Source organism: Roseixanthobacter glucoisosaccharinicivorans, from assembly GCF_043195095.2.
Lineage (GTDB): Bacteria > Pseudomonadota > Alphaproteobacteria > Rhizobiales > Xanthobacteraceae > NCEH01.
Genome location: NZ_CM195538.1, coordinates 3,494,326 through 3,518,028 on the forward strand (window position 1 = coordinate 3,494,326; position 23,703 = coordinate 3,518,028).

Below are 23,703 nucleotides of genomic sequence, written 5' to 3' on the forward strand. Positions count from 1 at the left end.
CATTATGACGGTCTTCCTCGACGTGCTCCTCGGCGGCGTGTTTCACGCCGCCATTCTTTTCCTCGTGGCCGCTGGCCTTCAACTGGTCTTCGGCGTCCAGAAAATCGTCAATCTCGCCTGCGGCTCCTTCTATGCGCTCGGGGCCTATTTCGGCATCACGGCCGTCGGCTTCGCGGCCCAGCTCGGCCTGCCGAGCATCCTGGTGCTGCCGGTGCTGATCCTCGCGGGCCTCGCCATCGGCCTGGTCGGCCTGCCGGTGGAACGGGTGCTGCGCACGATCTACAATCGGGACGAAAGTTACCAATTGTTGATCACCTTCGGCTTCCTGCTGATATTCCAGGATGTGTTCCGCTTCTTCTGGGGCGCGACGCCCCGCACGCTGGACAATGCCTATCTCGTCTACGGCACCGCCGAATTCCTGGGCGTGCAGGTGCCCACCTATAATCTGCTGGTGATCGCGGCGAGCATCGCCATCGCGCTCGGGCTCGGCCTGTTCCTCCAGCGCACCCGCATGGGCCGCATTATCCGCGCCACGGCGGAGAACCGGAACATGACCGAAGCCATGGGCGTGGATTCCAACCGCATCTTCGCCGCCGTCTTCACCGTCGGCTGCATGCTCGGCACGGTGGGCGGGGCGCTCGTCGTGCCGGCCTCCGCCTCCTCGCTCGACATGGCGGTGGAACTGGTGGTGGAGGCGTTCGCGGTGGTGGTCATCGGCGGGCTCGGCTCCATGCGCGGCGCGCTCGCGGGCGCGCTCATCGTCGGGCTGATCCGCGCGGCGGCCATCATGGTGCTGCCGGAAGCGGAAATCCTGTCCATCTATGTGGTCGTCATCGCGGTGCTGATCCTGCGTCCGGCCGGGCTTTTCGGGAGGGCGGTCGCGTGAGAATTGAAACTTCGGTGCGCACGGTGGCGCCCCCCGCCGCCACGCCGATCTCCCGCCCCAAGGGCTTGTGGGCGCTGCTGGTGATCGTGGTGGCCATGGCGGCGCTGCCGCTGATCGCCTCCACCTATACCCTCACATTGATGGTGCCGTTCTTCGGCTTCGCCATCGCTTTGCTGGGCTTCAACCTGCTGTTCGGCTACACCGGGCTTTTGTCGTTCGGCCACGCCATGTTCCTCGGCATCGGCGCCTATGCGGCGGCGGTGATGACCAGCAAACTCGGCGTGCGCTCGTTCGAGCTGATCCTGCTCACCGCGATCGCGGTGTCGGCGCTTATCGCCCTGCCGGTGGGCTATCTGTGCGTGCGCTATACGCGCATCTTCTTCGGCATGCTGACGCTGGCGTTCGGCATGCTGTTCCATTCCGTCCTGTTCAAATTCTACGGCCTCACCGGCGGCGACCAGGGCATGCGGGTGGTGCGGCCGCTGCTGTTTGGCATGGACAGCGCCGGCGGCAAGACCGCTTTTCTCACCGGGCCGTTCTATTATTACGCGCTCGGCCTGCTGGCGGTGCTCGGCTTCGTCATGTGGCGCATCGTGCGCTCGCCGTTCGGCCTGCATCTGCAGGCGATCCGCGAGAATGCGCAGAAAGCGTCCTATCTCGGCGTGCAGGTCTCCCGCACGCGGCTTGCCGCCTTCGTCGTCTCCGCCATCTATGGCGCGGTGGGCGGGGCGATCCTGGCGGTGTCCATCGGCCTTGCCGACCCGGAGATGGTCTATTGGACCCAGTCCGGCAATCTCGTCTTCATGGCAGTGCTGGGTGGCTCTGGCTCGTTCGTCGGGCCGGTGATCGGCGGGCTCGCCTTCGTGCTGCTCCAGGACACCGTAATGGCGGCGACCCAATATTGGCGCTTCGTCATGGGCGCGATCCTGGTGCTGCTGGTGATCTTCTTTCCGCGCGGCATCGCGGGCATTGCCGGCGATGTGGTCGCCCGCTTCAGGAAGGGGAACTGACCCATGGCCGCCCTTCTCGCCGCCCACGGCGTTTCCAAGAGCTACGGCGCGTTCCAGGCGCTGCGCGATGTGTCCCTCTCCATCTCGGACGGGGAGTTCATCTCCATCGTCGGGCCGAACGGCGCCGGCAAGAGCACGCTGGTGCACGTGCTCACCGGCCTGCTGAAGCCCACCGCCGGCCACGTGCACTTCCACGGCGCCAACATCGCCGGCATCGGCCCGGTGGAGCTGGCGCGCCGCGGCATGGCGCGCGGCTTCCAGCTGGTGAACATCTTCCCCGCTCTCACGGTGCGCGAGACCCTGGCGGTGGCCGCCGCCTCGCGCCTGAAACGCATCGCCAACCCGTTCCGCTCGCTCTCCCGCGACCGCGAGGTGCGCGCCGACGTGGAGGAGGTGGCGGACATCTTCAACCTGCGCCACCGGCTCGACCAGCCGGCCAGCGCACTCTCCCAGGGCGAGAAGAAGCTGCTCGACGTGGCGAGCGCCTTCGCCTTGAAGCCGCAACTGATCCTGATCGACGAGCCCACCTCCGGCGTCTCCACCGGCGACAAGCATTCCATCATGGAATTGCTGGTCAGCGCGGCCCGCCGGGCGGGGGTGCGCGGCATCATCCAGGTGGAGCACGACATGGACCTGGTGGCGCGTTATTCCGACCGCATCATCGCCCTTCAGGGCGGCGCGGTGCTGGCGAACGAGCCGCCGGCGACCTTCTTCCGCGATCCCGCGCTGATCGCCGCCGTGGTCGGCACGCGCCCGCCGAGCGTTCCCCATAAATCCGCAGCGGAGGCCCGCCCATGCTGACCTTGTCCGGGCTGAAGGTGGATATCGGCGGAAGCCGCATCCTCAATGGCATCGACCTCACCGTGGCGCCGGGCGAGCTGGTGTGCCTCATCGGCCGCAACGGCGCGGGCAAGACCACGACGCTGCGCTCGATCATGGGCTATCGCGCGCCCGTGGCGGGCTCCATCGCCTTCATGGGGCAGGAAATCACGCGCCTGCCCACGCATCGGATCGCCCAGATGGGAATCGGCTTCTCGCCCGAGGAGTCGGAGGTGTTCGGCGATCTCACGGTGGCCGAGAACATCGCGCTGCCCACCTGGACACGGCCCGGCGGCGCGGGCAGCGAGGCGCGCATCGAGCGGGCGCTCACCGTCTTCCCCAAGCTGCGGCAGTATCTGCACCGCGGCGGCATGCAGCTCTCCGGCGGCGAGCGCAAGATGGTCTCGGTCGCCCGCGCGCTGGCGCTCGATCCCAAATTGCTGCTGCTGGACGAACCGTTCGAGGGGCTCTCCCCCGCCATCATCCCGATCATCGGTGCCGGCATCGCCGCCATCCGCGCCATGGGACAGGCGGTGCTGATGGCGGAATCCAACGTCCACCATCTGCCGGAGGATGTCGACCGCCTCTATGTGATCGAGCGCGGCGAGCTGATCTTCTCGGGCTCGGTGGCCGCAGCCCATCGCGACAAGGCGGTGATGAGCGTGATCGCCGGCGAGGTGGAGCTGGATCCCGCCTGATGTCCCCCTCCCCCACCTTCCCGCTGCGCTATCGCGCGGCGGTGCTCCACGCGCCCCATGCGCCGCTTGCCCTCGAAACCGTGGAGGCGCGCGCCCTCGCACCGCGCGACGTGCTGGTGCGGGTGAAGGCCGCCGGCCTGTGCCACACCGATCTGGAAGTGATGGAGGGCGGCCTGCGCTATCCCTCGCCCTTGGTGCTGGGCCACGAGGCTGCCGGCATCGTCGAAGCGGTCGGCGACGCCGCGCAGGGGCTGAAGGTGGGGGACCATGTGGTGCTCTCCTGGAATCCCCATTGCGGCACCTGCTTTTATTGCGACCGGTCGCTGCCCATCCTGTGCGAGGGCTATCTGGCGGAAGGGCCGAAGGCGCGGGCGCTGGACGGCAGCGCCAAGGCGCACCTCGCCGACGGGCGGGAGCTGGGCGCGCTCATGTTCCTCGGCGCGTTCGGCGACTATTGCATCGTGAGCGACCAGCAGGCGATCGCGGTGCCGCGCGACCTGCCGTTCGATGAAGCGTGCCTCATCGGCTGCGGGGTAATGACCGGGGTGGGCGCGGCGCTCAATGTCGCGCGCATCCATCCGCGCGACACGGTGCTCGTGCTCGGCTGCGGCGCGGTGGGGCTCGCCGCCGTGCAGGGCGCGCGGCTCGCGGGGGCCGAGCAGATCCTCGCCGCCGATCTCAGCGACGAAAAGCTGGCACTCGCCCGGCGCATGGGCGCGACCCACACGGTGAACGCGCGCACCGGCGACGTGGTGGAGGCCGCACGCGCTCTCACGTCCGGTCGCGGCGCGGACGTGGTGCTGGAATCCGCCGGCGCGCCCATCGCCTTTCGCACCACGCTGGAGGCGGTGCGCCCGGGCGGCGAAGTCATCTGGCTCGGCAAGATCGACGTGGCGCACGACGTGGCGTTCCGCTGGGGGTCGCTGATGGGGGAAAAGCGCATCCGCCGCTCCTCCTATGGCGGGGCGCGCCCGCACAGCGATTTCCCCTTCCTCGCCCGCGCGGCGCTGGAGGGGCGGCTGGATCTCAAGGGCCTGATCTCGCGGCGCATCGCGCTCGTCGACATCAACGAAGGCTTCGCCGCATTGAAGCGCGGCGAGACCATCCGGAGCGTGATCGAGATGTAGGGGCGGCCCCTGTTCGCGTCCCGGCCAAGGGCAGCGCCGCAGGCGCGGAGCGCGAGCCGGGACCCAGCACAAAAAACCGCCGCAGGCGCTTCAATCCAGATGCGGTGCGACTTACCGAAAAGCGCGCGGCGCGGTTGACGGCTACGCCGCCTTTCCCCTGGATCCCGGCTCGGCGCTCCGGCATGCCGTCGCTGGGCCGGGACACGTTCTTCAAGAGGCGGGCGGGAATAATAGCCGGCGCCGCCCTCTGCGTCCCTGCCAAGCGCAGCGCCACAGGCGGAGCGCGAGCCGGGACCCAGCGCAAAAAACCGCCGCAGGCGCTTCAATAACCGCTTCAATCCAGATGCGCGGCGCTTCACTCGAAAAGCGCGCGGCGCGGTTGACGGCTGCGCCGCCTTTCCCCTGGATCCCGGCTCGGCGCTCCGGCAATGCCGTCGCTGGGCCGGGACACATTCTTCATCCGGCGTGGCGCTCGGAATAATATCCGGCGGCCCCTGTTCGCGTCCCGGCCAAGCGCAGCGCCGCAGGCGCGGAGCGCGAGCCGGGACCCAGCGCAAAAAACCGCCGCAGGCGCTTCGATAACCGCTTCAATCCAGATGCGCCGCGCTTCACTCGAAAAGCGCGCCGCGCGTTTGACGGCTGCGCCGCCTCCTCCCCTGGGTCCCGGCTCGGCGCTCCGGCATGCCGTCGCTGGGCCGGGACACGTTCTTCAAGAGGCGGACGGCGCTTCGGGATAATATTGTGGCGCCTCGCGGCGGTCGAACATGCCGTAATCGCGGATGATGCGGACCTGCAACGCGCGGCGCTCCTCGCCCTGCGCCGGCGTCCAGGCCGGAAGCGGCGCGGCCTCCTCCAAGGGGAAAAGCAGCAGGCTTTTGCCGGGCGCGTAGATGCTGTCGTAGATCTCGCAATCCGCAAGGCTGATGCTGGAGCCGACGAGAAGACCCGACAATTCCTCGTCCGCCAGGAACGCGCCGGCGGATGCGGTCATCGCCACCTCCAGGATGCCAACGCTCCTGGCGCTGCCCACTTGGGTCGCATCGAAGCGCTGCTGCGTCGGCGGCGTGTCGCGCGCGCTGTCGCTCACCGCCTCGCCGATGCGCAGGTGATAATCCTCGAAGGTCTTGGTGCGCCCCAATTCCTGCACCGCGTGGTGGCGCCCCTCGGTGCGCCAGCGCACCAGCGCCTTTTCATCCCGCCACAGGGAGAAGGAGAGCAGCAGGCCGGGCGTGCGGCGCGCGGAAAACCGCTCCACCGAGAGGAAGCCGTCCATCTCGATGAGGCGGGGCCGCAGCTCCTGCGCGAGGGCGAGATAGGCCTCCCATTGGTCGGCCCGGGGCCGGACTTCGAAAATCACCGCGAACATGCTGTTTGCCCCGCGCGAAATCGCGCCATTGTTGTGGTTTGGCAAGGGGTCCGGACCTTGCGGACGCCTTGATGACTCTATAACATATTAGTTCGATATCAATTGCATCCAGGGGATCAGGCGCAATGAAAACATACCGGGGAGATCGCACCATCGACGGCGTCCAGGTTACCGTGGACGATGCCCCTCTGCCAGTGCGCGAGGACATCGCGGTGCTAAGCCGCGACGGCTTCGAATGGAGCTATGAGGGCGAGGCGCCGGCCCAGCTCGCGCTCGCGCTTCTGGCCGATCATCTGGGAGACCCCAAGCGGGCACTTGCCCTGCATCGCGGCTTCATGCGCGAGGTGGTGGCCAATTTCGCCAATGAATGGGAGATGACCTCCGACGATATCGACACGGCGCTGATGGCCGTCGCCGCCTGAGCGCGCCACCCGGCATGCGAAAGCGAGGCGCACCAGGGGCTCAACGCACCCCTTGCGTCTGATATGTTAGTCATATATTACTTTTAAAACAGCCCAGATGCGGCGGTCACGCCAGGGATGATCCCGCACCGAGAGAAGGAAAATTCCGATGGAACTGACGCAAAGCGTTATGTCGGACCGGCAGCGCAAATATCGCGCGACCTATCGCGAGCGGGTCACCGGCTGGTACAATGGCTGGCTGCACATGCTGATCATCTACACCATCGGCTTCACCGCGCTTTATGTGTACGGGTCCAATATCCATGCCGTGAAATGGTGGGAATGGCTCACCGTCCCGGTGGTCTTCCTGTTCTGCAACTTTTTCGAATGGGCGCTGCATCGCTACATCATGCACAGGCCCTCGCGCATCCCGTTGTTTCGCGCGGTCTATAACCGCCACACGCTGATGCATCACCAATTCTTCACCGAAGAGGAAATGCGCTTCGCCGACCATCACGACTGGCGCGTCACCTTCTTCCCGCCCTATGCCCTCGTCACCTTTACCTTGATGTCCATTCCGGGGGCGGTGATCCTGTCGTGGCTGATCTCGCCGAACGTCGGCTGGCTGTTCATCACCACCACCACCTCGGTCTATCTTGTCTATGAATTCATGCACTTCTGCTGCCACGTGGAAGAGAGCTGGTTCGTGCGCAACATGCCGTTCGTGAATACGATCCGCCGGCACCACACCGCCCATCACGACCAGTCGATCATGATGGAGCGCAACATGAACCTCACCTTCCCCATCATGGACTGGCTGTTCGGCACGTCCGACCTCGATCGCGGGCTGATCGGCCATATCTTCAACGGCTATGACACCAGCCGCGTGAAGACCAACATGCGCCGCACCGCGCGCACCCCGCGCCCGCAGGCCACCTCCCGCTCGGTCGCCGCCGAATGAGCGCCATCGAGCCCAATGTCGCCGCGCTGGTGTGGTTCGCCTTGCTGTGGACCACCACCTGCCTCGGCTTCCTCATCCTGTGCGGCATGTATCCCATGCACACCCGCCCGAAGGCCGCCCGCAAATCGGGCGCCCTCCCCCTCATCGTGCTCAACAGCGCCCTGTGGCTGGCGCTCGCCGCCGGCACGCTCGCCTTCGGCTATGGCGAATTGCGCCTCACGACGCTGATCGTGGTCGGCGGCCTCGTCATGCTGTTCGCGCCCGCCCCGTTCGAGGCCATGCCGGCTATTTGGCGTGACGGGCGGCGCGGGCTCGCCGCTTTGCTGGCGGTGCAGGTGGCGGGCCTTGCGGTGTGGCTCGCGATCAGCCAGGCCGGCGCCCAGTTGACCGGCGCCCCGCTGGTCTGACGGCCATGTGCACGCCGCAAAACCAAGAGCTTTCCTCGAAGGACCACGGCCATGCCCTTTCACATCAAGTTCGGCCTCTCGATCATCGTGCTGCTTGTGACGGCTGCGGGCTATGCCTTGCAGGCCCATCTCGGGCAGACCACGCCGAAATACGCGGTCGCGTTCCTGGGCCTCTTCATGGTGGTCGCCATGTGGGTGTTCCCGGAAGTGGAACGCAAGAAGATCGACCGCCGCTGACCGCGCCCGGCGCGGCGCACGCCGCTCTGCCCTGATCGACGCACGCCGCTTCCCCTTCGCCTCCGGCCGCACCCGCTGCCGGAGGCGCTTTTGTTCACGCCCCGGATCGCGCGCGCATGGCCTGGAGGGTTGGGAAATGCGCACCCGCGCAGCGGGCCGTCGACGCTGTTTTCCGAGGCAAAAGCGGAGCGTGGCCGCAAGAAAGGGGATGGCGCCCGCCGCCCGGCCCGCCCATAAATCCCCAACCGGGAAACAGCCAAGAGAGCGTCATGACCGACACCTTCACCGCCCTTGTGATCGAGGATGAGGCCGGTAAGCCCAAGGCCAGCTTCAAGCAGCTCACCTTTTCCGACCTGCCGGATCATGACGTGCTGGTGGAGATCGCTTTCTCCACGCTCAATTACAAGGACGGCCTCGCCGTCTCCGGCAAGGGCCGCATCGCCCGCAAGCCGCCTTTGGTCGGCGGCATCGACCTTGCCGGCACGGTGGTGGAATCGCGCTCACCCGAATGGCGCACCGGCGACAAGGTGGTGGTGAACGGCTGGGGCCTCTCGGAAACCGAATGGGGCGGCTATTCCCGCTTCCAGCGCGTGAAGAGCCAATGGCTGGTGCGCCTCCCGGAGGCCTTCAGCCTCCAGGATGCCATGGCCATCGGCACCGCCGGCTATACGGCGGCGCTCTGCGTGGATTCGCTCGTGGCCTGGGGCGCCATCCAGCCCGGCGGCAAGGAAGTGCTGGTGACGGGCGCCGCCGGCGGCGTCGGCTCCACCGCCGTCTCGCTGCTGGCGAAGGCGGGCTACAACGTCACCGCCTCCACCGGCCGGCCCGACACCCATGACTATCTCGCCGCCCTCGGCGCCAGCGCCTTCATCGACCGGGCGAGCCTCGCCGAAAAGGGCGCGCCGTTGCAGAAGGAGCGCTGGGCAGGCGCGGTGGATTCGGTCGGCTCCATGACCCTGGTGAACGTGATCGCCCAGACCGTCTATGGCGGCGCGGTGGCGGCCTGCGGCCTCGCCGGCGGGGCCGACCTGCCGGGCACGGTGCTGCCGCACATCCTGCGCAGCGTCGCGCTGCTGGGCGTCGACAGCGTCATGGCCCCCGCCGCCCGGCGCGCGAACGCCTGGGCGCGCCTTGCCCGCGACCTCGACCGGGACAAGCTCGCCGCCATGACGCGAGTGGAACCCATGTCGCGCCTGCCGGAGCTGGCGCAGGAGATCCTGGCCGGACAGGTGCGCGGACGCATCGTCATCGACGTCGCCCGCTGATCGCCGCCCCGCCATGGAAGAGGCCAACGCCCCGTTCGACGTCGCCGTCATCGGCGGCGGGATCAATGGCTGCGGCATCGCCCGAGATGCGGCGGGGCGCGGGGCATCGGTGGTGCTGTTCGAGCAGGGCGACCTCGCCAGCGGCACCTCCTGTGCCTCCACCAAGCTGATCCATGGCGGGCTGCGCTACCTGGAGCATTACGAATTCCGCCTGGTGCGCGAGGCGCTGATGGAGCGGGAGATCCTGTGGGGCCTCGCGCCCCACATCATCTGGCCGCTGCGCTTCGTGCTGCCCTATCTGCCTGGCCTGCGCCCGGCCTGGATGCTGCGGCTCGGCCTGTTCCTCTATGATCATCTCGGCGGCCGCAAGCTGCTGCCGCCCTCGCGCATGCTGAATCTCACGCGCGACCCGGCCGGCGCGCCGCTGCGCTCCGCTCTCACCCGCGCCTTCGAATATTCCGACTGCTGGGTGGAGGATTCCCGCCTCGTGGTGCTCAACGCCCTCGATGCGCAAGAGCGCGGCGCCGACATCCGCCCCGGCACGCGGGTGGTGGGCGCGGCGCGGGCGGACGGGCTGTGGGTGATCGAGACCGAGCGCGGCGGCGTGCGGGAGCGCGTGCGGGCGCGGGCGCTGGTGAATGCCGGCGGGCCGTGGGTCTCCCATGTGCTCGACACCCTGAACCTCCACGAGCGCGCCCATGTGCGGCTGGTCCAGGGCAGCCACATCGTGGTGCCGCGCCTGTTCGACCATGACCGCTGCTACATCTTTCAGAATGCCGACGGGCGCATCATCTTCGCCATCCCCTACGAGGGCGATTTCACCCTGATCGGCACCACGGACCAGGATTATGCCGGCGCGCCGGAGGACGTGCACGCGAGCGAGCCCGAGATCGCCTATCTGTGCGCGGCGGCGAGCGAATATTTCACCACGCCTGTTTCGCCCAAGGACGTGGTGTGGAGCTATAGCGGCGTGCGCCCGCTTTATGACGACGGCGCAACCAAGGCGCAGGAAGCCACCCGCGACTATGTGCTGGTGCTCGATGCGCCGCATGGTGAAGCCCCTGTGCTGAGCGTGTTCGGCGGCAAGATCACCACCTATCGCCGGTTGGCGGAAAGCGCGCTGGCAAAGCTGCACGCCCATCTGCCCACCCCCGCGCGCGACGCGCGCCCCTGGACCGCGCACCCCTGGACCGCAACCGCGCCCTTGCCCGGTGGCGATTTCGAAAAGACGCGGTTCGATGCCCTGGTGGGGGACCTCGCACGGCGCCATCCCGCCCTCGACCCCGCCCTGTTGCGCCGTCTCGCCCGCGCCTATGGCACCCGCGCCGATCGCCTGCTGGAGGGCGTCGCCACGCCGGCGGACCTTGGCTCGTGCTTCGGCGCGAACCTTCATGCCCGAGAGGTGGATTACCTCATGGACGCGGAATGGGCGTGCTGCGCCGCCGACATCCTCTGGCGCCGCTCCAAGCTCGGGCTGCGGGTCTCGGCCGAGCAGGCGGGGGCCTTGGAGGATTATATGCTGGCGCGGCGGGAGGCGTGAGATCCGGCTCCACGGCAAGGCAGCGCCTCTCCCGCTGAAGACATCCAACGCTTTCCCTTGAGCTGTCCCTTCCCTTGCCGCGTCCCCTCCCCCTTGCGGGGGAGGGTCAGGGAGGGGGGTGTCTCTCCGCCCGACCGGCGATGGGGTGTTCGCGGCAGCAGACCCCCCTCCCCACCCCTCCCCCTCAAGGGGGGAGGGAGGAGACCCTTCGCGTTCCGACCACACGCAGCGGCGACACCCCACCGGCGGGGCAACGCCCTCGCCCCCTCCAACGCTTGCCCTTAAGCTTTCCCTCGCCGCGCCCTGCCTCCTCGCCCCTGAACTCGCCCCTTGCCGCGTCCCCTCCCCCCTTGCGGGGGAGGGACAGGGAGGGGGGCATCTCTCCGCCCGTCCGGGCGATGGGGTGTTCGCGGCAGCAGACCCCCCTCCCCACCCTCCCCCACAAGGGGAGAGGGAGGAGACCCTTCGCGTTCCGACCACATGCAGCGGCGACACCTCACCGGCGATGCAACGCCCTCGCCGCCCCCTCCAACGCTTGCCCTTAAGCTTTCCCTCGCCGCGCCCTGCCTCCTCGCCCTGAACTCGCCCCTTGCCGCGTCCCCTCCCCCCTTGCGGGGGAGGGTCAGGGAGGGGGGTATCGCGCCGCCCAACCGGCGAGGGGGTGTTCGGGCAGCGGACCTCCCTCCCCCCTCGCCGCGCCCTGCCACCCCTCGCCCCTTGCCGTATCCCCTCCCCCCTTGCGGGGGAGGTCAGGGAGGGGGGTATCGCGCCGCGCGACCGGCGATAGGGTGTTCGCGGCATCAGACCCCCCTCCCCACCCCTCCCCCTCAAGGGGGGAGGGAGGAGACCCGCGAGTTCCGGCGCACGGCAGGGGCAGTGCGTCGCGAGCTGGTCGGGCGGTGGCTCCACCGGCGCGAGTCGCCTAGGGTCGCGGGAACCAGAAGACCCCGGGGGGAGCGCACGTGGCCACCTATATCCTCGCCATCGACCAGGGCACCACGTCCTCGCGGGCGATCCTGTTCCGGCCCGACACCTCCGTCGCCGCGATGGCGCAGGAGGAGGTGCCGCAGCATTATCCCGCCTCCGGCTGGGTGGAGCAGGAGGCGGAGGACATCTGGGGCACCACGCTCAAGGTGTGCCGCGCGGCCCTGGCACAAGCCGGCGCCGGGGCGGGCGATATCGCCGCTATCGGCATCACCAACCAGCGCGAGACCACGCTGATCTGGGATCGTGCCACCGGCGAAGCCATCCACCGCGCCATCGTCTGGCAGGACCGCCGCACCGCGCCCGTGTGCGCGCGCCTGGAGGCCGAAGGCCACGGGCCCATGGTGAGCGCGAAGACCGGCCTGCTGATCGACCCCTATTTCTCCGCCACCAAGATCGCCTGGATGCTCGATGAGGTGCCCGGCGCGCGGGCGCGGGCCGAGCGCGGGGAACTGGCCTTCGGCACGGTAGACGCCTTCCTGCTCTATCGCCTCACCGGCGGCCGCGTGCACGCCACCGACGCCACCAATGCCGCGCGCACCCTCCTGTTCGATATCCACACCGGCGCCTGGGATGCGGACCTGCTCGCCCTGTTCGGCGTGCCCGCCGCCTTGCTGCCGCAGGTGCGCGACAGCTCCGGCCTGTTCGGCACCACGGACGCCGCCCTGTTCGGCGCGGCCATTCCCATCTGCGGCATGGCGGGAGACCAGCAGGCGGCCATGGTGGGGCAGGCGTGCTTCGCGCCGGGCATGGTGAAATCCACCTATGGCACCGGCTGCTTCGCTTTGCTCAACACCGGGGCGACGCCCGTCGCCTCGCGCAACCGCCTGCTCACCACCATCGCCTATCAGTTGGAGGGGCGGCGCACCTATGCGCTGGAGGGGGCGATCTTCGTCGCCGGCGCGGCGGTGCAATGGCTGCGCGACGGGCTCGGGGTGATCGCCCATGCGCACGAGACCGGCGCGCTCGCCGCCGCCGCCGACCCGGAGCAGGACGTGATCCTGGTGCCGGCCTTCGTCGGCCTCGGCGCGCCCCACTGGCGACCGGACGTGCGCGGCGCCCTGTTCGGCCTCACCCGCGCCACCGGGCCAAAGGAGCTTGCCCGCGCGGCGCTGGAGAGCGTGTGCTTCCAGACCGTGGACCTCATCACCGCCATGCGTGCCGACTGGAGCGGGCATGGCGAGGAGACCGTGTTGCGGGTCGACGGCGGCATGAGCGCCTCCGATTTCACCATGCAGCGGCTCGCCGACCTGCTCGGCGCGCCGGTGGACCGGCCGGTGGTGCAGGAGACCACAGCGCTGGGCGCGGCCTATCTCGCCGGCCTCGGTTGCGGCCTCTTCCCCACTCCGGAGGCGTTCGCCGCGCGCTGGCAGCTGGACCGGCGCTTCGCCCCGCAGATGAGCGAAGCCGCCCGCGCCGTCCGGCTCGCCGCATGGGAGGCAGCCGTGGCGTGCCTCGCGCCGAAATCGGCAACATGACCGTGGATTTCCGCACTCTTCGGCTCGCCGAAATATGGCGCGCGGAATATTGGGCGAAATCGCGCGTTGAAATGGCGTAATGTCTCGGAAATTCAAGTTAGAAGCGGCGAAGCAACGCCATTATATTGCATTTTTATGACGTGACATGGCGCAAAGACATCGGAGCGGCACGCGGGGTAACCTTTGCCCCAGACCTCGCGATGGTATCGAAATCATGTCTTCACACGCCCGTCCCCCGCTCTTCCCGAAAGCCGCCCCCCGCGCCCTGTCCTCGCTCGACGCTGTGGCGACGTCCGTACCCCCGGCGCCGGAGCCAAGCGTGAAATTGGAGGCAAAGCTTCAGATCAGCCATGTGAATTTTCGCTATGGAAAGGATCCTGCACTCAAGGACATCAGTATTCCGATCTATAAACACAAGGCGACGGCCTTCATTGGGCCGTCCGGTTGCGGGAAATCGACGCTGTTGCGCATCCTCAATCGCATGTACGATCTGTACCCGGACCAGCACGTGACCGGGTCCATCTTCATGGATGGGCAGGATATCCTGTCCCACGCGGTCGATCCCATCGCTTTGCGGGCAAAGATCGGCATGGTGTTCCAGAAGCCGACCCCGTTCCCCATGTCGATCTATGACAACGTTGCCCTCGGCCTGCGGCTGAACGAAGATCTCTCGAAATCTCAATTAGATGGCCGGGTCGAAGACGCCTTGCGGCGGGCGGCTTTATGGGAAGAGGTCAAGGACATCCTCCCCCAAAGCGGGCTGAGCCTCTCGGGTGGCCAGCAGCAACGCCTGTGTATCGCGCGAACCATCGCGGTAAAACCGGAAGTCATCCTTCTGGACGAACCCTGTTCCGCGCTCGATCCGCTGACGACGGCGAAGATCGAGGAGACCATCGACGAATTGAAAGCGGATTATACGATCGTCATCGTTACCCATAATATGCAGCAGGCAGCGCGCGTTTCCGAATACGTGGCCTTCATGTATCTGGGTGAGATTATCGAATTCGGACCTGCGGCACAGATCTTCACAACCCCGGTCGACGAACGCACCCGTCGCTACATAACCGGCCGCTTCGGCTAGGCGGACGCCCGAAAGCGCGAACAGCCCTCGTGCCATAACTCTCTTTAATACAAAGGTTTATTGAATTTTTTGGGCGCCGTATGGCGCAATGCAATGTCCGCGCAAGCCGGCCCCGGGACAATCGGGACGATCATCGTCGGCCATCCCCGGGAGTCTGCCGCTCTCCGGTGCCGGCGTTTCCTAGCGCGGAAGGGGCATGCGATGTTTGGAGCCTTGCTCCGTAAGCTTTCGGCGGATGCGGACGAACCCGTCCGGCCGCTCGAAATCGCGCCTCCCGCCCCCGAACCCGCACCGGAGGCTGCCCCCTCCGATAGCCTTATCTCCTTGATCGAGGCCGATATTCGGCGAGCCCGCGCGCGCCTCGCCGAGACCGCTGGGCAGATGGCCGGCGCCTGCGCCGACGGCGTGAGCGGCACCGAGGCCATCCGCCACGACAGCGACCATCTTGCGGGAAAAACGGAACAGGCCCGGACCAGCGCGGCGGAGCTCACCGCAGCCCTGAGCGCCCTCGCCACGACCAATGACGAGATCGGCCGGCAGGCCCACACCTCTGACACGCTCGCCAATCGCGCGGGCGAAGCCGCATCCCAAGCCTCTGAGGCAATTGTTGAATTGCGCTCCGCCATCGGCGAGATCAAGGCCGTGGTGTCGCTCATCGCCGATATCGCAGGGCAGACCAACCTGCTCGCCCTCAACGCCTCCATCGAAGCCGCCCGGGCCGGAGCGGCCGGCGCGGGCTTCGCCGTGGTGGCGAGCGAGGTCAAGGGCCTCGCCTCCGCCACCCACCGCGCCACCGGCGAGATCGGCGCCAAGATCGAGCGCCTCATGCGGGCCGCCGAAACCAGCACCGGCGCCGTGAGCCAGGTCATTGAGGCGGTGGGCGAAATCCGCCCTGTTGCCTCGGCGGTCGCGGACGCGGTCGCAGGACAGGCCGACAGCATCGCCGATATCGGCCACGCCGCCGACCTGGCGCGCAGCTTCGCCGACGATGTCGATGCCGGCGCTCGCTCGATCCGCGCCGCCACGACCCAAGCCGCCGCAACCGGCGCGACCATCGAAGCCGCCAGCAGTGCGATGGGTCATGGCGTCGAGGAAATGTCGCGCCACCTCCTCACGGTGCTGCGGCAGACCTCGATGGGCAACCGCCGCCGGCATCCGCGCTGGCCGGTGGAAATCCCCGGCCGCATCATCGCCGGCGCAACGAACCTGCGCGTCAAGACCGTGGACCTGTCCCTCGGCGGAGCGCTGGTGGCCTTGCAGGACGGGACTTTGCGCGCGGGGCAGGCCTGCGTGCTGGAACTGACCGGGCTCTCGCCCCTCGCCTGCCATGTCGCGGCGCTGAGCCCGCTCGGCTGCCATCTGGCGTTCGAGGAGGTCGGCGCGCCCGCGATCACGGCCCATCTCGCCCTGGTCGCGAAATCTTACGAAACCATCATCGCCCGGGCCCAGCGCGGCGCGGCGGCGATCTCGGGGGCGCTGGAAAATTGCGTGAAGACCGGCCGGCTAACGCTGGATGCGCTGTTCGACACCGATTATTGCGCGATCGAGGGCAGCGATCCGGTGCAATATGAGGTGCGTGCCCTGCGCGTGCTCGAACAGATCCTGCCGCCGATCCAGGAGCCGATCCTGAAGGAGGAGACGAGCCTCTCCTTCGCGGCGGCGGTCGACATCAACGGCTACCTGCCGGTGCACAATGCCCAATATGCCCAGCCTCAGCGCCGTGGCGACCGGGCCTGGAACATGGCTCACGCCCGGAACCGGCGCATCTTCGACGATCGCGCCGGCCTGCTCGCGGCCCGCAACACCGACCCGCAGTTGATCCAAGTCTATGCCCGCGACCTCGGCCACACGGTCGTCGTGATGCGGGAAGTGGATGTGCCGATCCATGTGGCGGGACGCCATTGGGGCGGCTTCCGCACCGCCTATCGGCTCTGAGCGCCGCCGAAGCGGCGCTCAGAGTGGTCTCGGCTCAGGCCGGAATGGGGCCGAGATAATCCAGCTTGCCCACGTTCACGCCCACGTGCCGCAGCAGGGCATGGGCCGTGGCGAGGTGGAAGAAGAAGTTCGGCAAGGCAAAGTCCAGCAGGTAACGGTCGCCGCCGGTAAACGTGGTGGTCCGCACGGTGATCGCCTTGCTCTCGCTGCCGACGAATGCGGCCGGATCGAGACTCTCCAGATAGGCGATGGTGTTGCGGGTGCGCTCGACCAGTTCGGGAATGGTGGTTTCGGTGTCGTCGAACTTCGGCGCGGCCGTGCCGGAGAGCCGCTCACCGGAAAGCTTGGACGTGTCGCTCGCCCGCTGGACCTGACCCGCCAGGGTCAGCATGTCTGGATAGAGACGGGTGGCCGGCAGGGCCTCGGCCTTGAAGCCGCGCTCTTCGGCGAAGGCGGCGCCCTTGTCCAGCTCCACCAGCAGGGCATTGAGCCCGCGCAGGAAAACCGGAACCGAGGCTTGGTACATGGACAGTGCTGTCATGGCGTATGCCTGATCGTGTGGGGACTGATGGGCGGACTTGTAGACCGCTTCACGCGATGCTCCCAGCACAAAGCCGTCAGGCCGGCCCCGCCTCCTGCCGCGTGAGGCGGGTGGAATAGCTGTAGCGGTCGGCGGGATGAACGCTGATGGAGACCTCCACCATGTCCTGCGGGCTCAGGATATATTGCCGGCGGATTTCCAGCGCATGGGCGCCCGCCTGCGCCTTTAGGGGGCCGGCGACACGTTCGGGAATGCCCCCGGCCTTGATATCCTGCCGGATCTCGCGCATGCGCCGGCCGGAAATCTCCTCCACCAGCGTGCTGTAGATGCCGGCGTGGCCGGCCATCTTGGCTCGCACCTCGTCAGAGAAAGCGCCGTCGATGTAGACGTCGGTCCAGCAGATCGGCAGCACATCCCCGGGCACGATGCGCAGGCTGGAGATGCGCAGCCAGCGCTGGCCCGGCTTGCAGCCGAGCTTCTGGGCCAGCTCCACGTCCGCCACCACGTCCGCCACGTCCTGGGTGTGGCGCTGCGTCTCCACGCCAAACTGCTGCACCGCCTCGACTGTCGCGAGGGTTTGAACGAAACCGCCGCTGCGGCTGACTGGAACCGCTGCCTCCACCCGCGTGCCGGCGCTCTTGCGGCGGCTGACGAGACCGGAGGCCTCCAGTTCGCGCATGGCGGCCCGCACCGTGGAGCGGCTGACCGAGAACTGGTCCGCAAGCTCGAACTCGTTCGGCAGGAAGGACCCCACGGGATGGCGACCGCTGGATATCGCTTCCGCGAGGGCACGGGCGACGTAGGCGTATCGCGTCTCCAAGGGGGAGAATCTCCTTGTTGCTCGGGAACGTCATGAAAGCCCGACCGGCGCCGCCTTCGTCAAGCCAGACGATTGACACCCGTTTTATGTTGGTACAATAAATTATGTACGAACATAAAATCTTCGGAGGATGCCCCTTGGCTAGCACGGTCTTCGATTCCGCCTTGTTCCGCGACATGTTCGGCACCGCCGAAATGCGGGCGGTGTTCACAGACGAAGCCCTGGTGGGCCGCTATCTGGAAGCGGAAGCCGCGCTCGCCCGCGCCCAGGCACGCACAGGCACCATCCCCAAGGATGCGGCACAGGCCATCGACACCGCCTGCCGCACCATCCAGATCGACTTCGAAAAGCTGCGGGAAGAAACCGAGATCGTCGGCTATCCCATTCTGCCGCTGGTGCACCAGCTCGCGGCTGCGGCGGGCGCCGCAGGCGGCTTCGTCCATTGGGGCGCAACCACCCAGGACATCATGGATACCGCCAATGTCCTGCAGATCCGCGCCGCGCTCGACATCGTCGACCGCGACCTTCGCGCGGTGCGCGACATCCTGGCGGACATGGCGAAAAAATACCGCGACACGCCCATGGCGGGGCGCACCCATCTCCAGCAAGCCCTGCCGGTGACGTTCGGCTACAAGGCGGCGGTGTGGCTCTCCTCGATCGACCGCCACATCGAGCGCGTCGCCCAGGCGCGCCCGCGCATCCTGCTCGGCGAATTCTCCGGCGCCGCCGGGACCCTTGCCTCCATCGGCGAGGGCGGGCTTGAAATGCAGCGCCTGTATTGCGAGGAACTGGGTCTCGCCCAGCCCGCCATCACCTGGCACGTGGCGCGCGACGGCATCGCCGAGGCGGTGAGCCTGCTCGGCCTCATCACCGGCACGCTGGGCAAGATCGCCACCGACGTCATGCTCATGGCGGCGACCGAGTTCGGCGAGGTTTCCGAACCCTTCGTGCCGGGGCGCGGCGCGTCCTCCACCATGCCGCAGAAGCGCAACCCCATCTCCAGCGAGCTGATGCTCGCCGCCGCCAAGGCGGTGCGCCAGCACGTCGCCACCATGCTCGACGGCATGATCCACGATTTCGAGCGGGCGACAGGCCCCTGGCACCTGGAATGGGTGTCGCTGCCGGAAAGCTTCCTGCTGACCGCTTCCGCGCTGTCGAACGCGAAATTCATGCTCGCGGGTCTCGTCGTGCACGAGGACCGCATGCGGCACAATCTCGGCCTGACTCACGGCCTGATCGTGGCCGAGGCGGTGATGATGGCGGCGGCGCCCAAGCTCGGCCGCCAGCATGCCCACGACGTGGTCTATGACGCCTGCCGCAAAGCGATCGAAGGGGGAGAGGACCTCGCCGACCTGCTCGCGCAGGTGCCGGAGATCGTCGCCGCGCTGGGCGGCGTGGAGGCCATCCGCGCGCATTGCGACCCGGCCAATTATCTCGGCCTGTCCGGTGCCATGGTGGACCGGGTGCTCGCCGGCCCCTTACCCGCGAAGCGCGACGCCGCCTGAGGGCGATGCGCGCGAATTTCGCCAAGGCCTCACAAGAACGCCACGCACCGTAAAATTCAGATCTTCAGGGAGACGCCAATGGCCACGATGGCAACCACCGACGGCACGGTTTCACCGCCCCCAGGAACCACGACGAAGACGAAGAAATCCATCTGGGGCAACCTCGGCTTCCAGGTTGCCATCTCCATGGTGCTCGGCATTGGCGTCGGCCTCATCTGGCCGGAATTCGGCGCCTCGCTGAAAGTGCTGGGCGACATCTTCCTGCGCCTCATCAAGACTGCCGTCGCCCCGCTCGTGTTTCTCACGGTGGTCGTCGGCATCGTCGCCGCCGGCGACATCAAGCGGGTTGGCAAAGTTGGTTTGCTGGCGATGATCTATTTCGAGATCGTCTCCACCATCGCGCTCGCAGTGGGCCTGATCTTCGGCAATCTCTCCGGCGTCGGGAAAAACCTCGGCCACATCGCGGCACCGGCCGCGGCGGCAAAGGGCGCAGCTGCGGCGGCAAAGGCGGCAGAAGGCTCGCATACCACCTTCAACACCTTCCTGTTGAACATCTTTCCCGACAATTTCTTCGGCGCCTTTGCCCGCGGCGAACTGCTCCAGGTGCTGGTGATCGCGCTGATCTTCGGCTTCGGCCTGATGGCGTTGAAGCCGGAAAAGCGCGCGCCCATCGAGGCGGGACTCAACACCATCTCCACCGCCTTCTTCGAGTTCATCCACATCATCATGCGCCTTGCCCCCATCGGCACGTTCGGCGCGGTGGCCTATGCGGTCGGCGCCAACGGCACGGCGGTGCTGATCTCGCTCGCCTATTTCGTGGCCGCCTTCTACGTCCTGATCATCGGCTTCATCATCGTGGTGTTCGGGGCGGTGTGCGCGCTGTTCCGCATCAACCTGTTCCATCTGCTGCGCTTCATCCGCGATGAAATCATCATCATGCTCGGCACGGCCTCGTCCGAAAGCGTGCTGCCGCGCCTGCTGGAAAAGCTGCCCCTCTATGGCGCCTCCAAGCAGACGGTGGGCCTGGTATTGCCCACGGGCTATGCCTTCAACCTGGACGGCACGTCGCTGTTCATGTCCATGGGCATCGTGTTCCTCGCCAACGCCTACAACGTGCCGCTAAGCTGGGAGCAGGAGCTGGGCATCCTCGCCATCATGTTGCTCACCTCCAAGGGCGCGGCCACCGTCTCCGGCGGTTCGTTCGTGGTGTTCGCGGCGACCGTGACGGCAACGGGCATCCTGCCGGTGGATGGGCTGGCGCTGATCTTCGGCGTCTACCGCTTCCTCTCCATCGCGCTCGCCACCTGCAATGTCATCGGCAATGCGGTCGCGACCGTGGTGGTGGCCAAGCTCGCCGGCGAGTTCGACGAAACGGCGCGCAGCCGGCTCGACACCGCCGAAGCCGCTCTCTGAAACATCACGATCGGGGAGGCCGCGCGTCTCCCCGCCCCTTCCGGAATCGTCGCACCATGTCCCAGCCTGCCCGTATCGAGAATGACGCCTTCGGGCCGGTGGAGATTCCCGCCGGCCGCTATTGGGGCGCGCAGACCCAGCGCGCGCTTGCGGTGTTCGATGTCGGCGAGGAGCGGTTTCCGGCCAGTCTCATCCACGCCATCGGCCTGCAGAAGATCGCCGCCGCCCGCGCCAATCGCGGCCTCGGCGTGCTGGACCCCGCGCTCGCGGACGCCATCGAGGCGGCGGCGAGCGAAGTGCTGGCGGGCCGCTTCGACGACCATTTCCCGCTGCGCATCTGGCAGACCGGCTCCGGCACGCAGACCAACATGAATGCCAACGAGGTGATCGCCAACCGCGCCAACGAGCTGCTGGGCCAGCCGCTCGGCACCAAGGCGCCGGTGCACCCGAACGACCACGTCAACCGCTCTCAATCCTCGAATGACAGCTTTCCGACCGTGATGCACATCGCCACGGTGCAGGACCTGCGGGCACGCCTGCTGCCCGCGCTTGCGGAATTGCATGGCCAGCTCACCATCAAGGCAGCGGCGTTCGCGGACGTGCTCAAGATCGGCCGCACCCATCTGATGGATGCCGTGCCCATGACCATGGGCCAGGCCTTCGATGCCTTCGCGCGGCAGATCGCCAACGGCATGGCGCGCATCGAAAGCACCTTGCCCCGCCTGTGCGTGCTGCCCCAGGGCGGCACGGCGGTCGGCACCGGGCTCAATGCCCCGGTCGGCTTCGATGCCGCCTTCTGCGCGGAAGCGAGCGCCCTTGCCGGCGTGACTTTCTCGCCCAATCCCAGCAAGTTCGAGGGCATGGCGGCCCATGACGCGCTGGTGGAAGCCTCGGGCGCGCTGAACGTGGTCGCGGTCTCCATGATGAAGATCGCCAACGACATCCGCCTGCTGGGCTCAGGGCCGCGCTGCGGGCTCGGCGAACTCATCATACCCAACGACGGGCTGACCTCCTCCATCATGCCCGGCAAGCGCAACCCGACCATTGGGGAAGTTGTGGTGCAGGCGGCGTTCCAGGTGATGGGAAACCACGCCACGGTCACCGCCGCCGGCGCCTCCGGCAATTTCGAGCTGAACGTCGCCAAGCCGGTGCTGATCTACAATGTGCTTCAGTCGATCCGGATTCTGGCCGACAGCGCGCACATCTTCGCCTCCCGCCTGATTGCAGATCTCGACGTGGACCGCGCGCGGCTTGCGGAAAACGTCGCGAATGCCCTGCTGGTGGTCACCGCGCTCAATCCGGTGATCGGCTATGACAAGGTAGCCCAGATCACCACCCGGGCGCTCGATGCGGGCCAGACGCCGCGCGAGGCCGCCATCTCCCTCGGCTATCTTTCGGGCGAGGATTACGACCGGCTCGTGGACCCCGCCCTCATGACGCGGCCGCAGGCCGGGTGAGGAACAGGCGGAGCGTCACACGCTCACTCGCCCGCCAGCTCGCCGAGGGACGCGGCGGCAGCGTGCGGCTCGCCCACCTGCGTCACCCGGACCGGGATGAGCCACGTCACCGCCGCCGTCAGCAGCGCCACAAGGAACACCCCCCAGAAGGACACGTGCAGCGCCCGCTCGAACACCGCCATGACCTGCGCATCATCATGCACGGCCAGTAGCCCGGTGGTCTGGCCAAGCACCGCATGGACCCGCTGCGCCAGTTCGGTGCTGGAGAAATGCAGTAGGCCAAGGTTGACCATGGCGCCGACCACGGTGGCGCCGAGCACGCTGCCGAGGCTGCGCGCGAAGATGTTCGAGGCGGTGGCGCTGCCGCGCATCGACCATTCCACGCTCTCCTGGATCAGCACGATGCAGGTGAAGCTCGTGGTGCCCATGCCGATGCCGACCACGAAGGAGCCGATGCCGGCCAGCACCGGATGGCTCGTGGGGGTCAGGAACAGCAGGATCGCGCACCCCGCGGGCAGCATCAGGCTCACCGCCCGCAGCGCCCGGCGCAGCCCGAACACGCGGTACAGGCGCATCGACTGGCTCACCGCCAGCGGCCAGCCGAGGATCAGCATGGTCAGCGCCAGGCCCGCCACCACCGGCGAATAGCCGAGCACGCCCTGGACATAGAGCGGCAGGATGGTGGTGAGGCCGATCAGCAGAATGCCCACCAGCAGCGCTGTGATGTTGCAGGTGGCGATCAGCCGCCGCTTCCACAGATCGAAGGAAATGATCGGCTCTGCGGCACGCCGCTCCTGCCACAGGAACAGCACGCCGAACACCACGAACAATGCAGCGAAACCCGCCATGATCGAGAGCGCGCCATCGGTCTCGCTCAGGACGATCAGCAGGGAGGCAATGGACACGCTGAACAGGCCTGCGCCGAGATAATCAATCTGCGTGGTCCGGGCCTCGACCTTCTCGTGCAGGAACAAGGCAAAGCCCGCCACCGAGAGAAGGCCGATGGGCAGGTTCATCCAGAAGATCCAGGCCCAGGAGACATAATCCACCAGCAGGCCGCCGACGAGCGGGCCGACCACAGCCGAGCCGGCCCACACGCTGGCCAGCATGCCCTGCACCCGGCCGCGTTCCTCCAGGCGATAGAGATCGCCGACCAGGGTGATCGTCAGCGGCTGGATCGCCCCCGCGCCGATGCCCTGCAGCAGGCGGAACACCACCAGCGAAACCATGGACCAGGCAAAGCCGCACAGCAGCGAGCCGACGAGAAACAGCAGGGTTCCGCCGATCAGCACCGGCTTGCGGCCGAAAATGTCCGCGAGCTTTCCGTAAATCACCGTCGTCGTGGTCTGCGCCAGCAGGAAGGCGGAGAACACCCAGCTGTAATGGCCGAACCCGCCGAATTGCCCGACGATGCTCGGCATGGCGGTGGCGATGATGGTCGATTCGACGGCCACCATGAACGTGCTGAGCAGGATGGACGCGACGAGATAGACGCGGTGGCTCTGAGGAACTTCGACGGACATCGGCGATCTTAGCTCGCGAAAAACAGGATGCCCGAGCCCGGTTCGAGAACGGGAGGTGTCGCCGGCACGCAACGGCTCGGACGCGACCATCGAACGCAGGAAATCGGGCGCTTCAATTCAAAGGCTTATGGATATGGCGCGGGCGCTGAGCCTGCGGCAGGCGCAAAAGAGCCCTTGCGTCCCATCGCGCACAAGGCACATTTTTGCATGGCTTGCGCGAGGCGCCCTGCCCTGGGATCGACCCGGCAG

General features: G+C 67.3%; 21 protein-coding genes. 17 read left to right on the forward strand and 4 right to left on the reverse strand.

Features of this window, described 5'->3' with window-relative positions; genetic code table 11:
* Nucleotides 1–4 precede the first annotated feature (4 nt).
* From V5F78_RS16220 to V5F78_RS16240, 5 genes are read left to right on the forward strand one after another with little or no spacing between them, the layout of a single operon-like run.
* Nucleotides 5–886, forward strand: coding sequence for a branched-chain amino acid ABC transporter permease (locus V5F78_RS16220; protein ID WP_394067102.1), 882 nt, complete (start codon nucleotides 5–7; stop codon nucleotides 884–886).
* Nucleotides 883–1,896, forward strand: a complete 1,014-nt coding sequence (locus V5F78_RS16225; RefSeq protein WP_394067104.1) for a branched-chain amino acid ABC transporter permease — start codon at nucleotides 883–885, stop codon at nucleotides 1,894–1,896. Before V5F78_RS16220 ends, V5F78_RS16225 begins: the two co-directional genes overlap by 4 nt.
* Nucleotides 1,897–1,899: 3 nt before the next feature.
* The gene (locus tag V5F78_RS16230) at nucleotides 1,900–2,697 is read left to right on the forward strand and encodes an ABC transporter ATP-binding protein (protein ID WP_394067106.1); all 798 of its coding nucleotides are present in this window, start codon (nucleotides 1,900–1,902) and stop codon (nucleotides 2,695–2,697) included.
* Nucleotides 2,691–3,413 carry an ABC transporter ATP-binding protein gene (locus tag V5F78_RS16235; RefSeq protein ID WP_394067108.1) on the forward strand — a complete coding sequence of 241 codons (723 nt, stop codon included), beginning with the start codon at nucleotides 2,691–2,693 and terminating at the stop codon, nucleotides 3,411–3,413. The genes V5F78_RS16230 and V5F78_RS16235 overlap by 7 nt, the downstream gene beginning before the upstream one ends.
* Complete coding sequence (locus V5F78_RS16240; protein ID WP_394067110.1) at nucleotides 3,413–4,540, forward strand: Zn-dependent alcohol dehydrogenase; 1,128 nt, start codon at nucleotides 3,413–3,415, stop codon at nucleotides 4,538–4,540. Before V5F78_RS16235 ends, V5F78_RS16240 begins: the two co-directional genes overlap by 1 nt.
* Before the next feature lie 709 nt (nucleotides 4,541–5,249).
* Here the strand turns inward: V5F78_RS16240 and V5F78_RS16245 are convergent.
* Entirely contained in the window at nucleotides 5,250–5,906 is a 657-nt protein-coding gene (locus V5F78_RS16245; protein WP_394067112.1) for an antibiotic biosynthesis monooxygenase family protein, read from the reverse strand.
* A gap of 125 nt (nucleotides 5,907–6,031) precedes the next feature.
* Between V5F78_RS16245 and V5F78_RS16250 the strand changes: the two genes are divergently transcribed.
* The 9 genes from V5F78_RS16250 (at nucleotide 6,032) to V5F78_RS16290 (ending at nucleotide 16,195) form a co-directional block, all read left to right on the forward strand.
* Nucleotides 6,032–6,328: a DUF6166 domain-containing protein gene (locus V5F78_RS16250; RefSeq protein ID WP_394067114.1), complete on the forward strand. Its 297-nt coding sequence runs from the start codon at nucleotides 6,032–6,034 to the stop codon at nucleotides 6,326–6,328.
* A 148-nt stretch (nucleotides 6,329–6,476) separates the two neighbouring features.
* The gene (locus tag V5F78_RS16255) at nucleotides 6,477–7,268 is read left to right on the forward strand and encodes a sterol desaturase family protein (protein ID WP_394067116.1); all 792 of its coding nucleotides are present in this window, start codon (nucleotides 6,477–6,479) and stop codon (nucleotides 7,266–7,268) included.
* Entirely contained in the window at nucleotides 7,265–7,675 is a 411-nt protein-coding gene (locus V5F78_RS16260; protein ID WP_394067118.1) for a hypothetical protein, read from the forward strand. The genes V5F78_RS16255 and V5F78_RS16260 overlap by 4 nt, the downstream gene beginning before the upstream one ends.
* Before the next feature lie 51 nt (nucleotides 7,676–7,726).
* Entirely contained in the window at nucleotides 7,727–7,912 is a 186-nt protein-coding gene (locus V5F78_RS16265) for a hypothetical protein (RefSeq protein ID WP_394067120.1), read from the forward strand.
* Nucleotides 7,913–8,181: 269 nt separating this feature from the next.
* Nucleotides 8,182–9,177 (forward strand): MDR family oxidoreductase, encoded by a 996-nt coding sequence (locus tag V5F78_RS16270; protein WP_394067122.1) that lies wholly within the window; start codon nucleotides 8,182–8,184, stop codon nucleotides 9,175–9,177.
* Between the two features lie 13 nt (nucleotides 9,178–9,190).
* A complete protein-coding gene (glpD, locus tag V5F78_RS16275; RefSeq protein WP_394067124.1) occupies nucleotides 9,191–10,717 on the forward strand; it encodes a glycerol-3-phosphate dehydrogenase in 1,527 nt (508 codons plus the stop codon).
* A gap of 962 nt (nucleotides 10,718–11,679) precedes the next feature.
* Complete coding sequence (gene glpK / locus V5F78_RS16280; RefSeq protein ID WP_394067126.1) at nucleotides 11,680–13,179, forward strand: glycerol kinase GlpK; 1,500 nt, start codon at nucleotides 11,680–11,682, stop codon at nucleotides 13,177–13,179.
* Between the two features lie 265 nt (nucleotides 13,180–13,444).
* Nucleotides 13,445–14,260, forward strand: a complete 816-nt coding sequence (gene pstB / locus V5F78_RS16285) for a phosphate ABC transporter ATP-binding protein PstB (RefSeq protein ID WP_394067835.1) — start codon at nucleotides 13,445–13,447, stop codon at nucleotides 14,258–14,260.
* Between the two features lie 201 nt (nucleotides 14,261–14,461).
* The gene (locus V5F78_RS16290; protein ID WP_394067129.1) at nucleotides 14,462–16,195 is read left to right on the forward strand and encodes a methyl-accepting chemotaxis protein; all 1,734 of its coding nucleotides are present in this window, start codon (nucleotides 14,462–14,464) and stop codon (nucleotides 16,193–16,195) included.
* Nucleotides 16,196–16,229: 34 nt separating this feature from the next.
* On the opposite strand, the gene V5F78_RS16295 is transcribed toward V5F78_RS16290, so the two are convergent.
* Nucleotides 16,230–16,736: a DUF1993 domain-containing protein gene (locus V5F78_RS16295; protein WP_394067131.1), complete on the reverse strand. Its 507-nt coding sequence runs from the start codon at nucleotides 16,734–16,736 to the stop codon at nucleotides 16,230–16,232.
* 76 nt (nucleotides 16,737–16,812) lie between these two features.
* Entirely contained in the window at nucleotides 16,813–17,556 is a 744-nt protein-coding gene (locus V5F78_RS16300; RefSeq protein ID WP_394067132.1) for a GntR family transcriptional regulator, read from the reverse strand.
* A 104-nt stretch (nucleotides 17,557–17,660) separates the two neighbouring features.
* Here V5F78_RS16300 and V5F78_RS16305 point away from each other — a divergent pair, with 104 nt between their 5' ends.
* From V5F78_RS16305 to V5F78_RS16315, 3 genes are all read left to right on the forward strand, one after another.
* Complete coding sequence (locus V5F78_RS16305) at nucleotides 17,661–19,061, forward strand: class-II fumarase/aspartase family protein (RefSeq protein WP_394067134.1); 1,401 nt, start codon at nucleotides 17,661–17,663, stop codon at nucleotides 19,059–19,061.
* Between the two features lie 78 nt (nucleotides 19,062–19,139).
* Nucleotides 19,140–20,474, forward strand: a complete 1,335-nt coding sequence (locus V5F78_RS16310) for a cation:dicarboxylate symporter family transporter (RefSeq protein ID WP_394067136.1) — start codon at nucleotides 19,140–19,142, stop codon at nucleotides 20,472–20,474.
* A 56-nt stretch (nucleotides 20,475–20,530) separates the two neighbouring features.
* A complete protein-coding gene (locus tag V5F78_RS16315; protein ID WP_394067138.1) occupies nucleotides 20,531–21,931 on the forward strand; it encodes a class II fumarate hydratase in 1,401 nt (466 codons plus the stop codon).
* A gap of 23 nt (nucleotides 21,932–21,954) precedes the next feature.
* Here the strand turns inward: V5F78_RS16315 and V5F78_RS16320 are convergent, their stop codons facing one another.
* A complete protein-coding gene (locus tag V5F78_RS16320; protein ID WP_394067140.1) occupies nucleotides 21,955–23,454 on the reverse strand; it encodes an MDR family MFS transporter in 1,500 nt (499 codons plus the stop codon).
* Nucleotides 23,455–23,703 lie beyond the last annotated feature (249 nt).

Coding starts and splice junctions, on each gene's coding strand:
- V5F78_RS16270 (WP_394067122.1), top strand. CDS start 8,182: ATGACCGACACCTTCACCGCCCTTGTGATCGAGGATGAGGCCGGTAAG.
- V5F78_RS16245 (WP_394067112.1), bottom strand. CDS start 5,906: ATGTTCGCGGTGATTTTCGAAGTCCGGCCCCGGGCCGACCAATGGGAG.
- V5F78_RS16295 (WP_394067131.1), bottom strand. CDS start 16,736: ATGACAGCACTGTCCATGTACCAAGCCTCGGTTCCGGTTTTCCTGCGC.
- V5F78_RS16305 (WP_394067134.1), top strand. CDS start 17,661: ATGTACGAACATAAAATCTTCGGAGGATGCCCCTTGGCTAGCACGGTC.
- V5F78_RS16235 (WP_394067108.1), top strand. CDS start 2,691: ATGCTGACCTTGTCCGGGCTGAAGGTGGATATCGGCGGAAGCCGCATC.
- V5F78_RS16240 (WP_394067110.1), top strand. CDS start 3,413: ATGTCCCCCTCCCCCACCTTCCCGCTGCGCTATCGCGCGGCGGTGCTC.
- V5F78_RS16310 (WP_394067136.1), top strand. CDS start 19,140: ATGGCCACGATGGCAACCACCGACGGCACGGTTTCACCGCCCCCAGGA.
- V5F78_RS16320 (WP_394067140.1), bottom strand. CDS start 23,454: ATGTCCGTCGAAGTTCCTCAGAGCCACCGCGTCTATCTCGTCGCGTCC.
- V5F78_RS16250 (WP_394067114.1), top strand. CDS start 6,032: ATGAAAACATACCGGGGAGATCGCACCATCGACGGCGTCCAGGTTACC.
- V5F78_RS16220 (WP_394067102.1), top strand. CDS start 5: ATGACGGTCTTCCTCGACGTGCTCCTCGGCGGCGTGTTTCACGCCGCC.
- V5F78_RS16290 (WP_394067129.1), top strand. CDS start 14,462: ATGTTTGGAGCCTTGCTCCGTAAGCTTTCGGCGGATGCGGACGAACCC.
- V5F78_RS16260 (WP_394067118.1), top strand. CDS start 7,265: ATGAGCGCCATCGAGCCCAATGTCGCCGCGCTGGTGTGGTTCGCCTTG.
- V5F78_RS16315 (WP_394067138.1), top strand. CDS start 20,531: ATGTCCCAGCCTGCCCGTATCGAGAATGACGCCTTCGGGCCGGTGGAG.
- V5F78_RS16265 (WP_394067120.1), top strand. CDS start 7,727: ATGCCCTTTCACATCAAGTTCGGCCTCTCGATCATCGTGCTGCTTGTG.
- V5F78_RS16230 (WP_394067106.1), top strand. CDS start 1,900: ATGGCCGCCCTTCTCGCCGCCCACGGCGTTTCCAAGAGCTACGGCGCG.
- glpD (WP_394067124.1), top strand. CDS start 9,191: ATGGAAGAGGCCAACGCCCCGTTCGACGTCGCCGTCATCGGCGGCGGG.
- V5F78_RS16255 (WP_394067116.1), top strand. CDS start 6,477: ATGGAACTGACGCAAAGCGTTATGTCGGACCGGCAGCGCAAATATCGC.